The 13,471-nt window shown below is 72.3% G+C and carries 8 protein-coding genes and 1 tRNA gene; 2 read left to right on the top strand and 7 right to left on the bottom strand.

The genetic code is table 11. From position 1 onward, the window contains the following. Nucleotides 1-10 precede the first annotated feature (10 nt). The 5 genes from ACH5AF_RS02015 to leuS all read right to left on the bottom strand — a co-directional run bounded on the left by ACH5AF_RS02015 (nucleotide 11) and on the right by leuS (nucleotide 9,246). A complete protein-coding gene (locus ACH5AF_RS02015) occupies nucleotides 11-2,572 on the bottom strand; it encodes a ComEC/Rec2 family competence protein (protein WP_398899343.1) in 2,562 nt (853 codons plus the stop codon). Next, the gene (locus ACH5AF_RS02010) at nucleotides 2,569-3,294 is read right to left on the bottom strand and encodes a helix-hairpin-helix domain-containing protein (protein WP_398899342.1); all 726 of its coding nucleotides are present in this window, start codon (nucleotides 3,292-3,294) and stop codon (nucleotides 2,569-2,571) included. Before ACH5AF_RS02010 ends, ACH5AF_RS02015 begins: the two co-directional genes overlap by 4 nt. Nucleotides 3,295-4,506: 1,212 nt before the next feature. Continuing rightward, nucleotides 4,507-5,352, bottom strand: a complete 846-nt coding sequence (locus ACH5AF_RS02005; protein ID WP_398899341.1) for a DegV family protein — start codon at nucleotides 5,350-5,352, stop codon at nucleotides 4,507-4,509. A gap of 111 nt (nucleotides 5,353-5,463) precedes the next feature. Then, a complete protein-coding gene (locus ACH5AF_RS02000; protein WP_398899340.1) occupies nucleotides 5,464-6,276 on the bottom strand; it encodes a hypothetical protein in 813 nt (270 codons plus the stop codon). 108 nt (nucleotides 6,277-6,384) lie between these two features. Further along, complete coding sequence (gene leuS, locus ACH5AF_RS01995; RefSeq protein WP_398899339.1) at nucleotides 6,385-9,246, bottom strand: leucine--tRNA ligase; 2,862 nt, start codon at nucleotides 9,244-9,246, stop codon at nucleotides 6,385-6,387. Between the two features lie 419 nt (nucleotides 9,247-9,665). On the opposite strand from leuS, the gene ACH5AF_RS01990 reads away from it, so the two are divergent. Then, on the top strand, nucleotides 9,666-11,267 hold the full coding sequence (locus ACH5AF_RS01990; protein WP_398899338.1) for a hypothetical protein: 1,602 nt from the start codon (nucleotides 9,666-9,668) through the stop codon (nucleotides 11,265-11,267). Next, a complete protein-coding gene (locus ACH5AF_RS01985; protein ID WP_398899337.1) occupies nucleotides 11,264-12,853 on the top strand; it encodes a ferredoxin in 1,590 nt (529 codons plus the stop codon). Before ACH5AF_RS01990 ends, ACH5AF_RS01985 begins: the two co-directional genes overlap by 4 nt. A gap of 61 nt (nucleotides 12,854-12,914) precedes the next feature. On the opposite strand, the gene ACH5AF_RS01980 is transcribed toward ACH5AF_RS01985, so the two are convergent. Together ACH5AF_RS01980 and ACH5AF_RS01975 are read right to left on the bottom strand one after the other, a co-directional pair. Then, nucleotides 12,915-12,987: transfer RNA gene (locus ACH5AF_RS01980), tRNA-Ala, on the bottom strand. A gap of 151 nt (nucleotides 12,988-13,138) precedes the next feature. Continuing rightward, nucleotides 13,139-13,312, bottom strand: coding sequence for a hypothetical protein (locus tag ACH5AF_RS01975; RefSeq protein WP_018846673.1), 174 nt, complete (start codon nucleotides 13,310-13,312; stop codon nucleotides 13,139-13,141). Nucleotides 13,313-13,471 lie beyond the last annotated feature (159 nt).

Raw genomic sequence — 13,471 nt, 5'->3', positions numbered from 1 at the left:
GTCCCCGGGCCTAGTGCTCTGCGGGGCCTGCGCGGGTCGTGACCCGCAGCCGGGGCCCCGCTCCCGCCACCGCGATCGCCCCGTCCCGGTCTGTGCGCAGCACCATCGCCCCGCGGGCCCGCAGCATGCCGACGGTCACCGGCGCAGGGTGGCCGTACGGGTTGTCCCGGCCACAGGAAATGAGCGCCAGTCTCGGACGGATGGCCGCGAGCAGCCCTGGGTGTTGGTACGCCGAGCCGTGGTGGGCCACCTTGAGCACGTCCACCCTCGGTATCGCGGGATGCGCTCGCAGCAGGGCCTGCTGGGCGGGCGGTTCGAGGTCGCCGAGGAGCAGCAGCGACAGGCCCCCGGCCGCGCGGACCAGCAGGGCGACGCTGGCGTCATTCGGCCCCTGCGGTCTCGTGCCCTGCCTGTGGTCCGGCCACAGCACCTGCCAGTCGATGCCGCCGGTGCGGCGGTGCTCCCCCTGTGCCGCGTGCGCGATCGGCACACCGGCCTCCGCGGCGACGCGGCGGACGAACGCGGCCTGCCCGGGCGGTTCCTGGAGCCTCGTCGTCTGAATGACTCCGACGCTCCGTCCCTTGAGCGCGCCGGGGAGGCCGGCGACATGGTCGGCGTGGAAGTGCGTGATCAGAAGCAGCGGAATCCTTGTCACTCCGAGGTCCCGCAGGCAGCGGTCCGCCAGCTCGGGGTCTGGGCCCGCGTCCACGACCACGGCCGTCCCGCTCCCGGCCGCGAGCACGGTGGCGTCCCCCTGACCGACGTCGCACATCACGTAGTTCCACTCCGGCGGCGGCCAGCCGCTGATGACTCTGGTGAGCGGTGGCGGGCGCAGTACGAAGAAGAGCATCAGCAGCGCGCACACCGCGCCGACCAGGGGATGGCGCGGCAGGCGTCGGACCAGGAGCAGGACCACGGCCGTGACCGCCGCCAGCAGCAACCCGCCGGCCCAGCCGTCCGGCCACTCCGCGTCGGCGCCGGGCAGCGCCGCGCCAGTCCGGGCGACCTGGGCGATCCAGCCGGCCGGCCACCCCGCGCAAAGGGCCAGCACTCCCGCGACCGGTATCACCACCGGCGCCGCCGCCAGCGCGGCGAAGCCCAGGATCGTGGCGGGCGCGACGGCGACTTCCGCAACGAGGTTGCAGGGGATCGCGACCAGGCTGACCCGGGCGGCGAACACCGCCACCACGGGGCCGCACACCGCCTGAGCGGCGGCGGCCGCCGCGAGGGCCTCGGCGAGCCGCGGCGGCACGCGCCGCCGCTGGAGTGCGGCGCTCCACCCGGGCGCGATGGTGAGCAGCGCCCCTGTCGCCAGCACGGAGAGCAGAAATCCGTAACTGCGCGCCAGCCATGGGTCGTACAGCACGAGCAGGAGCACGGCCGCGGCAAGCGCGGGGATGAGCGATCTGCGGCGGCCCGTCCCGATGGCGAGCAGGGTGACGAGTCCGCAGGCCGCCGCTCGCAGCACGCTCGGCTCCGGCCTGCACACCACGACGAAGGCGAGTGTGAGCGCTCCGCCCAGAAGGGCTGTGCCGCGCAGGGTGATGCCCAATCGTGGCGCCATGCCGCCCCGTTCGGCGAGCAGCGCCCGGCCCGGAGGACCGACCAGAAGGATGAGGATGATGGTGAGATTGCTGCCCGAGACAGCGAGCAGATGCGTCAGGTCCGTGGCCTCGAAAGCCTCGTGCAGGTCCTCCGGCACGCGGGAGGTGTCACCGACGACCAGGCCGGGCAGCAGCGCCCGCGCGTCCGGCGCCAGGCCGTCGGACGCCTCGCGCAACCCGGCGCGCAGATCCCCCGCCAGGCGCTGAAGAGCCGTCGGCGGTCCGGTGATCCGGGGTGGGCCGGAGCCTTCCGTGCGCAGCACGGCGGCGATGCGGTCGTCCGGCCGGAGGGGCGGTACGAGGCGGCCCGTGAGCCGCAGCCGGGTGGAGGGGAGCAGCCTCTGCCACTCGGTGGCCGCGCGGCCGGCGGGGACCATCACCAGGATCGGTGTGCGCATGTCGGTGTTGACAGCGCCTGGCCCCGTCACCCGCGTCGCCTCGGCGTTCAGCACCGTGACTCCCGGTGCCAGCCGGTTGCCGACGACCCTGGGGCGCACTGGCCTCGGGTCCGAGGTGACGGTCAGCTCCAGCGTCACGTGCGCACGGTGACGGGCGAGGCCGGGCAGCGGCCCCCGGCGCAGATCGGCGCCATGCAGCCCAGCGGAGGCGGCCCCGGCGGCGGCGCACAGCAACACGGCTACGGCAGCGGTGGCGTTGAGCCGCAGGAGCCATCCGCCTGCTTCGGGGGCACGTGGCACCGAGCCGCTCGCCTCGGGTCCGTACGGCACCCCGGCACGGGCCCTGACCCGGCGTTGCGCGATCACCGCGAGCGCGATCGTGCCCGCGGCAACGAGACATGCGGCCACACCCGTCGCCGTCCACCAGCCCGGCGCGGCGACTGCGAGCGCTGCCGCGCCCCAGGCCGCCAGAGCGGGAAGGACGAGGCGGAGGTCAATGGGGCCCTCCGGCCGCGGGTCTGCCGCGCCCAGCCGGTTCACCGACGCGGCGTGGACGGTCGCGCATGTCATGGCCGCACCCGATTCTGCAGGTCCGCGAAGCGCCGGTCACCGATCCCGTTGACCTCGCGCAGTTCGTCGATCGAACGGAAGCCGCCGTGCCGGGTGCGGTGGTCGATGATGTGCTGAGCCAGCACCGGGCCGACGCCCGGCAGCGTCTCCAACTGCTCGGCGGTGGCCGTATTGAGGCTGACCGGTCCGGCATCCGCCCCTGCCGGACCTTGGCGCGACAGGCCGGATGGACCGGCTGCTCCGGCGGGCGGTGGCCCTCCGACCACCACCTGCTCTCCATCCATCAGCACACGTGCTCGGTTGAGGCCCGTCAGGTCCGTTCCCGCCGCGACTCCCCCGGCCGCCTCCAGAGCATCGGCCACCCGTGACCCGGCAGGCAGGCGCAGTACTCCCGGCCGACGGACCTTGCCGCTCACGTCCACGACGATCCGGGCAGCCTGCCGGGCCTCGGGGAGCGGGGGCGCACCGGTCGACGGTGCCGGTCCCGTCATGGGCTCCTCCGACAGCGGCTGCGCGGCTCCCTGCCGCACCACCTCCGGAGCCCGTACAGCCTGCGGCCGCCCTGCCCAGAAGTGCTGGGCGGCGAACACCGTGGCGGCAACGAGCACGACGGCGAGAGCCGCGAGCGTCCTCGGCTCCAGTCCGCATCTCAGCTGGACCCACACCGGCAGCCGCTCCCGCAGCGCGAGGCCCCGCCACGGAGCCGTGCGCCGCGGCCCCATGCCGGTGGTGTCGGCGCGGCGCGACGCCCCGCTGTCGGGTCCGCGCCCGCCTCCGGCCGCCGTCGCTGCCGTGTCCGCGCCCGGCCCGGGTCGCCTGACGCGGAGACCGCCCCCGTAGGCCGAGGCGCGCAGCTCCGCCGCTGCGGCACGGGCTCCGCCGTCCAGGGGCCGGTAGGCCGGGGCGTGGGAGGTGCCGGGCGGAGGCGGGGCGTCGAGGCGGGCCCGGGTGTCATGGCTCGCTCGGGCCCCCTGGTTTGTCCGGGTGTCGTGGACCGGCCGGGTGTCGTGGACCGGCCGGGTGTCGTGGACCGGCCGGGTGTCGTGGACCGGCCGGGCCTCCTGGCTCCGCCAAGTGTCGTGGGTCAGCCGGGTGTCAGGGCTCTCACCGGCGTCCTGGACCGTCCGGGCCTCCTGGCTCGGCTGAGGGCCCTGCCTCGGCCGAGTGTCTTGACTCGCCCCGGCGAGACGTGCCGCCTCCCGCCGGGCCGGCAGGGCTCCCGCGAACAGTGCATCGGCCCTCCGGCGGAGGGCGTCGGCGGAGGGGGACGACGCCCGGCCGCGCCGCAGCCGCCCCGGCCGCAGAAGACCGGGCTGCGCAGTAGCAGGCGGAGCGCCTGGCCTCGGGACAGCCCCGCCCCAGGCAGTGAATCCCCCCGCCGCCGCCCGCAGATCGGCGTCAGGGTCAGCACCCGCCATGGGATCGCTTCCGGAGAACGGCGGCCGGCTCGCCCCTGCTCCCGCTTCCCCACCCGCGCCCGCCTCCCTCGCGCCGTGTGGCGACACCCCCGCCGGCCCGGCGCCCGCCACCGGGCCCGAGCCCCAGCCCGCACCTGTACCCCCTCCCGCTCCCGCCACCGGGCCCGAGCCGGAGCCCGACCCCGAACCCTGGTCCAGGCGCCGGTTCACCGGGGGGCCCGCCCTGACGACCGGGTCGGCTGCGGAGGTTCGCGCGGAGCCCTGCCCCACGGCGCGGTGACGGCCCCTGGGGCCGACGCGCAGGCGGCCGTGGTGCATGCGTCCGTCCGAGGCCGGGGCACGGCCGGGTCCACTCGTTGCGGAGCGTGATCGAAGAGTCATGCCACAGGACGGTAGGCACATGTGCCCGAATCCGCCGGGCAGGCCCGATTTCTGTGGACAACAAGCCTGTTGTGGACATCTCCGCCACCCTCGTGAGTGAGAGGCGGTGACAACTGCCCTGCCGCACCGCCCCTTTCAGCGAGCCGAGACCACAACTCCCAGCAGACCGGGTCCGGTGTGCGCACCGATCACCGCGCCGACCTCGCTCACATGGAGGTCCGCCAGTCCGAGGACCCGGTCGCGCAGCCGGTCCGCCAGGGCCGCCGCCCGCTCGGGCGCGGCGAGGTGATGGACCGCGATGTCCACCGCAGACGTACCGGCCCGCTCAACGACGATCTCCTCCAGCCGGGCGATGGCCCGGGAGGCGGTCCGCACCCGTTCCAGCGGTTCGATCCGGCCTCCTTCGAGCTGGAGGAGCGGTTTCACGGCGAGCGCGGAGCCGAGCAGGGCCTGTGCGGCGCCGATCCGGCCGCCGCGGCGCAGATAGTCGAGGGTGTCGACGTAGAAGTAGGCGGACGTTCCACCGGCGCGCTTCTCGGCCGCCGCGGCGGCCTCGTCCAGGGAACCGCCCGCCTGCGCCGTCTCGGCCGCGGCCAGTGCGCAGAAGCCGAGCGCCATGGCGACCATTCCCGTGTCGACGACCCGCACCGGCACGGGGGCGTCCTTCGCCGCGAGCACCGCCGCGTCGAAGGTCCCGGAGAACTCCGAGGACAGGTGCAGCGACACGATCGCGGTCGCACCGGTTTCGGCGATCGCCCGATAGGTCTGCGCAAACGTTTCGGGACTGGGCCGGGACGTGGTCACCGGCTTGCGCTTCTGCAGCGCGAGGGCCAGCGAGCGGGCCGAGATCTCGGTGCCCTCCTGCAGCGCCTGATCGCCGAGCACGACGGTCAGGGGCACCGCGGTGATGCCGTGCCGCTCCATCATCGGTGGCGGCAGGTAGGCCGTTGAATCGGTGACGATAGCGACATGGCGGGACATGAGCGGGAGGTTACCCGCAGGCGGGGCCGTGCGGCAGCCCGACCCCGCTCCACGCTCCTCCGGGGCGTTCGGCAGACGGGTCCGAACGGCGGCGCGCCCGCTCCGCCCTGATCAATTGGTGGTCTCGGGGCGGGCAGACTTCTGCCAGGGATAGGTGGTCTGCTGCCGCGGATCACGCGCTGTGATGGCCTGCGGCTGTCCCGGAGCGGACCGCTCCGATTCCTGCGCCGACGGTCCCGAGGGTTCTGAGGACTCGGAGAGCCGCGACGGCCCCGACGACTGCGCCCGAGACCGGTCGGCCGGCCCGCCGGTCGTCGCGGAACCCTGGGCCGACGACGACGAGGCCCCCGTCGCCGGCGCCGCGTCCGGGTCCTGTACGGACCAGTGCCTCAGCGCACCCGCCTCCATGTCGATCTGGGCGCTGAGCACGTCCAGCTCGTCTTCGGCGAACTTCTGCGCGCGGTCCCTCGCCGCCCACCGCAGCGACTCCGCGGAGTGCGTGATCCGCTCGGTACGCTCCCGCAGGCCCGGCAGCAGCGAGGCCACCGTCGCCCGGTCGGGCTCGCGCTCCAGCCGCTTGAGCTCCGCGTCGAGTTCCTGCCCATGGGCGCTCAACCGGTGGAACAGAGCCAGCGACTCGGAGAGCGACGCGTCCTCCGCCGCACCCGCGTGCAACGCCTCCTGGGTCGCCCGCATCGATGTGCGCAGGGCCAGCCGCAGCTGCGCCAGCTCGCCGGTCACACCTCCCTGTCCGTAGCTCCTCGCCCGCAGTGTGGTGTCCTCGACGGTGCGACGGGCCTGGGTGACCGTGCGCTCGACCCCGCGCTTGGCGGCGCCCACGACCTTCACTGCCACATAGACCCCCAATGCCACGAAGGCGAAGAAAAGCAGCGCCAGGATCGTGATTACGGCTCCGGCATCCATGAACGCCCTCCGGCAATCGGTTCTGGTACTTCCCACCGTAAACGGAAAGGACAGGTCGAGGGTTCCATCGGAACCCTCGACCTGCCCCTAGGGGAGACCCTGGTCCTGTTACGCGGGAACGATGTTGACCAGCTTCGGCGCCCGCACGATGACCTTGCGGATGCCCGCGCCGCCCAGCGCCGCCACGACAGCGGCGTCGCCCAGAGCCAGCGCCTCCAGGTCCGCGTCACTGATCGACGGGGACACCTCCAGCCGGGCCTTGACCTTGCCCTTGATCTGCACGACGCAGGTCACGGTCTCGTCCACGACGTACGCCGGGTCGGCGACCGGGAAGGGGGCGTGCACGACCGAGCCGGTGTGGCCCAGCTTGTGCCACAGCTCCTCGGCGATGTGCGGGGCCAGCGGAGCGACCAGCAGCACCAGCCGCTCGGCGACCGAGCGTGACAGCGGACCGACCGTCTTGGTCAGGTGGTTGTTCAGCTCGGTGATCTTGGCGATCGCCGTGTTGAACCGCATCGCCGCCAGGTCCTGGCCCGCACCGTCGATCGCCTTGTGCAGGGCGCGCAGCGTGTCCGCGTCGATGTCGGCGTCCTCGGGGTCGACGACGGTGACCTCGCCGGTCGACTCGTCGACAATGTTGCGCCACAGGCGCTGCAGCAGCCGGTACTGGCCGACGACCGCGCGGGTGTCCCACGGGCGCGAGACGTCCAGGGGACCCATCGCCATCTCGTACAGCCGCAGGGTGTCCGCACCGTACTCGGCGCAGATCTCGTCGGGAGTGACCGCGTTCTTCAGGGACTTGCCCATCTTGCCCAGCTCGCGCTTGACGGGCTCGCCCTCGAAGAAGAACTTCCCGTCCCGCTCCTCGACCTCGGTGGCCGTCACCGGGAAGCCGCGGCTGTCCCGGTAGACGTACGCCTGGATCATGCCCTGGTTGTACAGCTTGTGGAACGGCTCCGCGGACGAGACGTGCCCCAGGTCGAACAGCACCTTGGACCAGAACCGGGCGTACAGCAGGTGCAGTACGGCGTGCTCGGCACCGCCGACGTACAGGTCGACCCCGCCGTGCGGCTGACCCTCTCGGGGGCCCATCCAGTACTGCTCGACGGCCGGGTCGACCAGCTTCGCGCTGTTGTGCGGGTCCAGGTAGCGCAGCTGGTACCAGCACGAACCTGCCCAGTTGGGCATGGTGTTGGTCTCGCGGCGGTACTTCTTCGGACCGTCGCCCAGGTCCAGCGTCACATTGACCCAGTCCTCGTTGCGCGACAGGGGCGTCTCGGGCTGGGTGTCGGCGTCGTCCGGGTCGAAGGTGCGCGGCGAGTAGTCGTCGACCTCCGGCAGCTCCAGCGGCAGCATCGACTCGGGCAGGGCGTGCGCGACGCCGTCCTCGTCGTAGACGATGGGGAAGGGCTCGCCCCAGTAGCGCTGGCGGCTGAACAGCCAGTCACGCAGCCGGAAGTTGATGGTCCCCTCGCCGATGCCCTTGGCCACCAGCCACTCGATGATCCGGCTCTTGGCTTCGGCGACGTCCAGCCCGTTCAGCGAGATCTCGTCATTGGCGGAGTTGATGGCCGTGCCCTGGCCGGTGAACGCCTCGCCCTCCCAGCCCTCGGGCGGCTGGACGGTGCGGACGATCGGCAGCTCGAAGACCTCGGCGAACTCCCAGTCCCGCTCGTCCTGTCCCGGCACGGCCATGATCGCGCCGGTGCCGTAGCCCATCAGCACGTAGTCGGCGACGAACACGGGGATGCGGGAGCCGGTGACGGGGTTCAGCGCGTAGGCGCCGGTGAAGACACCGGTCTTGTCCTTGTGCTCCGTCTGCCGCTCGACGTCGGTCTTGGTCTGGGCCTGCTTGCGGTAGGCGGCGACGGCGACGGCCGGGGTGGCCGCACCGCCGGTCCAGGACTCCTTGGCGCCCTCGGGCCACTCGGCGGGCAGGATCGAGTCGATCAGGCCGTGCTCGGGCGCCAGCACCATGTACGTCGCACCGAACAGGGTGTCGGGGCGGGTGGTGAAGACGGTGATCTTCGCATCGGGACGGGAGTCGACGGGGAAGTCGACACGGGCGCCCTCGGAGCGTCCGATCCAGTTGCGCTGCTGCAGCTTGATGGCCTCGGGCCAGTCCAGCGCGTCCAGGTCGTCCAGCAGCCGGTCGGCGTAGGCGGTGATACGCATGTTCCACTGGCGCAGCTTGGCCTTGAAGACGGGGAAGTTGCCCCGCTCGGAGCGGCCGTCGGACGTCACTTCCTCGTTGGCCAGCACGGTGCCCAGCCCGGGGCACCAGTTGACGGGCGCGTCGGAGGCGTACGCCAGGCGGTACTCGCCCAGGACGTCGGCGCGCTCCTTGGCGCTCAGGTCGCTCCACGCGCGCGTGCCGGGCAGGGAACGCTCACCACTGGCGAACTGGGCGACCAGTTCGTCGATGGGGCGCGCCTTCTTCGCCTTGTCGTCGTACCAGGAGTTGAAGATCTGCAGGAAGATCCACTGGGTCCACTTGTAGTAGTCCGGGTCGATCGTGGCGAACGAGCGGCGCTTGTCGTGGCCCAGACCCAGCCGGCGCAGCTGGACGGTCATGTTCTCGATGTTGGCCTCGGTGGACACCCGCGGGTGGGTGCCGGTCTGCACGGCGTACTGCTCCGCGGGCAGGCCGAAGGCGTCGAAGCCCAGGGTGTGCAGGACGTTGTGCCCGGTCATGCGCTGGTGGCGGGCGAAGACGTCGGTGGCGATGTATCCCAGGGGGTGGCCGACGTGCAGTCCCGCACCGGAGGGGTACGGGAACATGTCCATGATGAACTTCTTGGGTCGGGCGACCACGTCCGGGTCGCCGGCCAGATCACCGCTCGGATTCGGCGCCTCGTAGGTCCCCTCGGCGTCCCAGAAGTCCTGCCAGCGTGCCTCGATGTCGGCTGCCATGGCAGCCGTATAACGATGCGGGGCTGCTGCCTCGGCAGCAGAAGTCATCTCGCTCATGATCCTTAAAAGCTCCATCGATCGTCTCTGCCAGCTGCCGCTGATTCATCCGGTGACGAAATGAAAAATCCCCTCGCACAGGAGGGGACGCCGCGCCGATTCCGACGGGTTCTTTCATCCGCCGGGACTGATCAGCGCGGCTCGCTAAGCAGAAGGCGTACGGCACGCATGGCGCCAGGGTACCGCAGCGGGGGAAGTGGCCGCATACGCCTTCCACCGTGCCGCGCGACAGGCCGAGCGGCCACTCGGAGCGATCATGGTGTCCGCGTTACCCCGCGTATCGACCCTATACAGGGCAACCCCCCGGGTCAGTTGCCGGAGCTTCACCGTTAATAACAGTGAAACCTCGTACTGGGCGGTATGCGTCGACCTAGAGTGCGTCAACGGGACAGCTTTCCCGCACCATTCGGAGTCGCCCCATGAACCCTCGTCTCAAACAGCGTTTGTCGCCGGGCCCCGGGCCCGTACTCGGCCGCCCGGTGCAAGGCGGCCTCTACGCGGCCGCGTTGATCCTCATCCCCGTACTCGCCATCGGGGGCAGCGACAGCTTTCGCGCCGCACTCGACTTCACCACCGGGGTTCTGTCCCTGGTGTCGCTGACCGCCTCGGTCGCGTGGGGACTGATCGCCACCGACCGGGTGCTCCTCTCACCGCGCCACCGCCTGCTCGCCCAGGGCATCCACCGGACGACCGCGATCGCCTCGCTCGGCTTCCTGCTGCTGCACGCCACCGTGAAGGTCTCGCTCGGGCATGTGGCACTGATCGGCGCTCTGATCCCGTTCGGCCTCGGCGTCACGGGCACCTCTGCCCTGATCGGTTTCGGATCGCTGGCCGGATTCCTGATGGTGGTCGCCGCCACGACGGGCGCGCTGCGCAGCGCTCTGGCGGGCAACCCCCGAGTCGCGGGCCGCTGGCGGCCGCTGCACATGCTGGCCTATCCGGCCTGGTCCTTCGCCCTGGTGCACGGACTCTACGCGGGTCGCCCCGCCGCCACCTGGGTCGTCACCATGTACTGCCTGGCCCTGCTCGGCGTGGCCGCCGCCGTGTCGGTCCGGCTGCTGCCGCGGCCGGTGCAGCGGCGCGTCGCCGCCAGGATCATGTCCCTGACCGGCGCCGCCGACGGCGGACCGCTCTCCGCCGATGAGCAGGCACAGCGGGACCCGGCCACCTCGCCGCTGCCGGGCGCGGGCGGACTGAACGGGACGGGCCGCCCGACCGTATCCGCGGGCATGGACCGCATGGACCGCATGGACCGGGCGAACGGCATTCCGCCGCAGCGCCCGTACGAGCAGGAGTTCCAGCCGCCGCTCGGACAGGCGCGTGCGCAGCCCCCTCGGCTGGCCGCCCCCGCGCCGCAGCTCTACGAGGCCCCGCCGCCCCCGGACACCGAGCCGACGGTGGTGCCGAGCGCTTCCGGCGCCCGGCGCGGGCCCCGCATGGCCGCGGCCTACCGGGCCATGTCCCTGGCGGCCGAGGACCCGGCTCCGCTCGCCGAGCGGGTGCCGATGACCGAGGAGATACCCGTGGTGTCCGAGACGGGATCCCGTCCGGGCACCTGGCCCACGCCCTCGCCGCCCCCGCCGGCCCAGGCGGTGCCTGAGCAGGCACCCCCGCTGTACGACACCCCTCCCCCGCCGTTCGACCCGGCGCCGTCCTACGACACCCCGCCCGCCTACGACTCCACCACGCCGTCCTACGACACCCCGCCCGCCTACGACTCCACCACGCCGTCCTACGAACCCGCCGCCGCGTCGTACGAACCCGCCGCCGCGTCGTACGGGCCCACGGCCGGCTACGACGCCGTGTGCGTCGACGACACCACCGCGGGCTACGGCTCCCCCGCCGGCTCCTACGGCGCCGCCGGTGCGAACGAGGCCGCTTCACCCTTCCCGTACGACGACCGCTCCGCGTACGGGACCGGCGCCCCCGCCGCGTACGACGAGACAGCGCCTATGCCAGGACCCCTCTTCCAGCCGCCGGCCGGAGAACCCTGGAACGCACCTGCAGGAGAACGACCGTGAACACCCCGCTCCCCGATGTCCCCGAGGTCCGCGTCGTCGGACTCCCCCAGCTGACGCAGGGTTTCGACCTGGTCGAACGCCTGGACCTGCAGATGCATCTGAAGGTCCACGGGCCGCTGGAGCCGGTCAGCGGCGAGCGGCTCGCCCAACTGGCCGAGGAGATATCGCTGACGGGCCGCGGCGGCGCCGGGTTCCCGTTCGGCAAGAAGCTGCGCGCCGTCGCCAAATCGGCGATCCGGCGCGGCGTACGGCCCGTCGTCGTCGTCAACGGCAGCGAGGGGGAGCCCGCCTGCCGCAAGGACACGGTGCTGCTCAACCGTGCGCCGCATCTCATCCTGGACGGCGCGCTGCTGGCCGCCGAGGCCCTCGGCGCACGCACCCTTGTCGTCGCGGTCACCCGTAATTCCACGGAGGTCTCGATGCGTGCCGCCCTCGCCGAACGCGGCCTGAGCGACCGGCGCGGGCAGCAGCTGCGCGCCAGGGTCGTCCGCACACCCGAGCGGATGGTCTCCGGTGAGGCCTCCTCCGTCATCCGCGCGGTCAACGGCGGCCCGGCGCTGCCCCCCGGCCGCCGGGTGCGTGCCGCGGACTCCGGGGTCGGCGGCGCGCCGACACTGCTGTCCAATGCGGAGACGTTCGCGCAGCTCGCCGTCGCCGCGCGTATCGGCTCGCGCCGCTACGGCCACACGGGCCTGGACTCCGAGCCCGGGACGGTCATGCTGACGATCTCCGGCGCGGTCGCGCGCCCCATGGTCGTCGAGGTCCCCACGGGCGTCCCGCTTCGGTACGTGCTCCAGCTGGCCGGTGCGCCGCCGCTGCCGCAGGGCGTGCTCACGGGCGGCTACCACGGCAACTGGATCGACTCCGTCGCGGTGCACGAGGCGGTCGTCTCCAAGGCGTCCCTGGCGTCCGTGGGAGGCGCCCTGGGCGCGGGGGCGATCCTGCCCATCGGCCCGGAGACGTGTCCGCTCGGCGAGTCACTGCGCGTGGCCAACTGGCTCGCCGCGGAGACCGCGGGTCAGTGCGGGCCGTGCAAGCTCGGCCTGCCCGCCGCGGCCGGCGGTCTCGCCGATGTGATCAACGGCGGCGGCCCGGCGGCACTGGAGGCGCTGCGGGAGGTAACGGGAGCGGTGAAGGGACGCGGCGCGTGCAAGCACCCCGACGGTTCCGCACGCTTCTTCGCGTCGACCCTGTCCGCCTTCACCGACGATCTCGCCGCCCATGTGCTGGACGGCGGCTGCGGGCGCCCGACGACCGGGGTGCTGCCCCTGCCGCTGCCCGGCTACGAGGAGGCGGAGGAGTCCATTCCCAGCGGCGAGAAGGTCTTCATCGACTGGACGCTCTGCCAGGGGCACGGGCTGTGCGCGGACATCATCCCGGAGCTGATCCGGCTGAACCCCGACGGCTACCCGTCGGTGGCGGACGCGGTCGTGCCGATGCACATGCGCGGGCGCGCACAGCGTGCCGTGCGCCGCTGTCCCGCGCTCGCGATGCGGATCGAGCAGGTGGCGGCTCCGGCGCCGGAGCCGTCGCGGCCCGCGCTGCCCAGCAGCAACCGCAAGGCGCTGGGCAGCGGCCGGAGTTGACGGATGGCGCAATGGACAAGAAGGCGGGCCACCCGATCGGGTGGCCCGCCTTCTTCTTCTGTGGAGCTAAGGAGAATTGAACTCCTGACCTCCTGCATGCCATGCAGGCGCTCTACCAACTGAGCTATAGCCCCTTGCCGTGTGCCGCCCCGTCCGGGTTCCCCCGCGGCGACGTAGAGAACATTAACGCTCCCGTCGGCGCATCTCCAAATCGTTTCCGCCGACGACCGGTGACGCCTGGAATGTCCATTTCGCACAGGCGGGGCGGAGGATGCGGAGGCCGGCTCAGGCTGTGGCGAACGAGTAGAAGCGCTTGAGGGTGCAGTGCTCGTCCAGCAACCGGCCGTAGATCGGCTCCCCCTCGAGCTCCCGGTAGGTCTCGATGGGGTCGCCCTTTATGATCAGCGCCCGCGCGCACTCCTCGCACCAGTACTGGTACTCAGGATTGACCGGATCCATGTCCCTGACGATCGGCGTACCGCTGCCGCACCAGTCGCATTTCCGCCTGTGGGCACCCATCATTCAGCTCCAGCTGTGGCCGCAGGCCGTGCACACGTAGGAAACGCCTCCGTTGTCCCCGAGGACCTGGGCGACATGGGCGGAACCGCAGGATGGGCA

Origin of the sequence: Streptomyces sp. NPDC018833 (assembly GCF_044390825.1) — a bacterium.
Classification (GTDB): Bacteria; Actinomycetota; Actinomycetes; order Streptomycetales; family Streptomycetaceae; genus Streptomyces.
Note: the sequence above shows the minus strand (reverse complement) of the source record. Positions and strands in the feature narration are given on the sequence as shown.

Coding starts and splice junctions, on each gene's coding strand:
- leuS (WP_398899339.1), bottom strand. CDS start 9,246: ATGAGCGAGATGACTTCTGCTGCCGAGGCAGCAGCCCCGCATCGTTAT.
- ACH5AF_RS01990 (WP_398899338.1), top strand. CDS start 9,666: ATGAACCCTCGTCTCAAACAGCGTTTGTCGCCGGGCCCCGGGCCCGTA.
- ACH5AF_RS02000 (WP_398899340.1), bottom strand. CDS start 6,276: ATGGATGCCGGAGCCGTAATCACGATCCTGGCGCTGCTTTTCTTCGCC.
- ACH5AF_RS01975 (WP_018846673.1), bottom strand. CDS start 13,312: ATGGATCCGGTCAATCCTGAGTACCAGTACTGGTGCGAGGAGTGCGCG.
- ACH5AF_RS02010 (WP_398899342.1), bottom strand. CDS start 3,294: ATGGGGCCGCGGCGCACGGCTCCGTGGCGGGGCCTCGCGCTGCGGGAG.
- ACH5AF_RS02015 (WP_398899343.1), bottom strand. CDS start 2,572: ATGACATGCGCGACCGTCCACGCCGCGTCGGTGAACCGGCTGGGCGCG.
- ACH5AF_RS02005 (WP_398899341.1), bottom strand. CDS start 5,352: ATGTCCCGCCATGTCGCTATCGTCACCGATTCAACGGCCTACCTGCCG.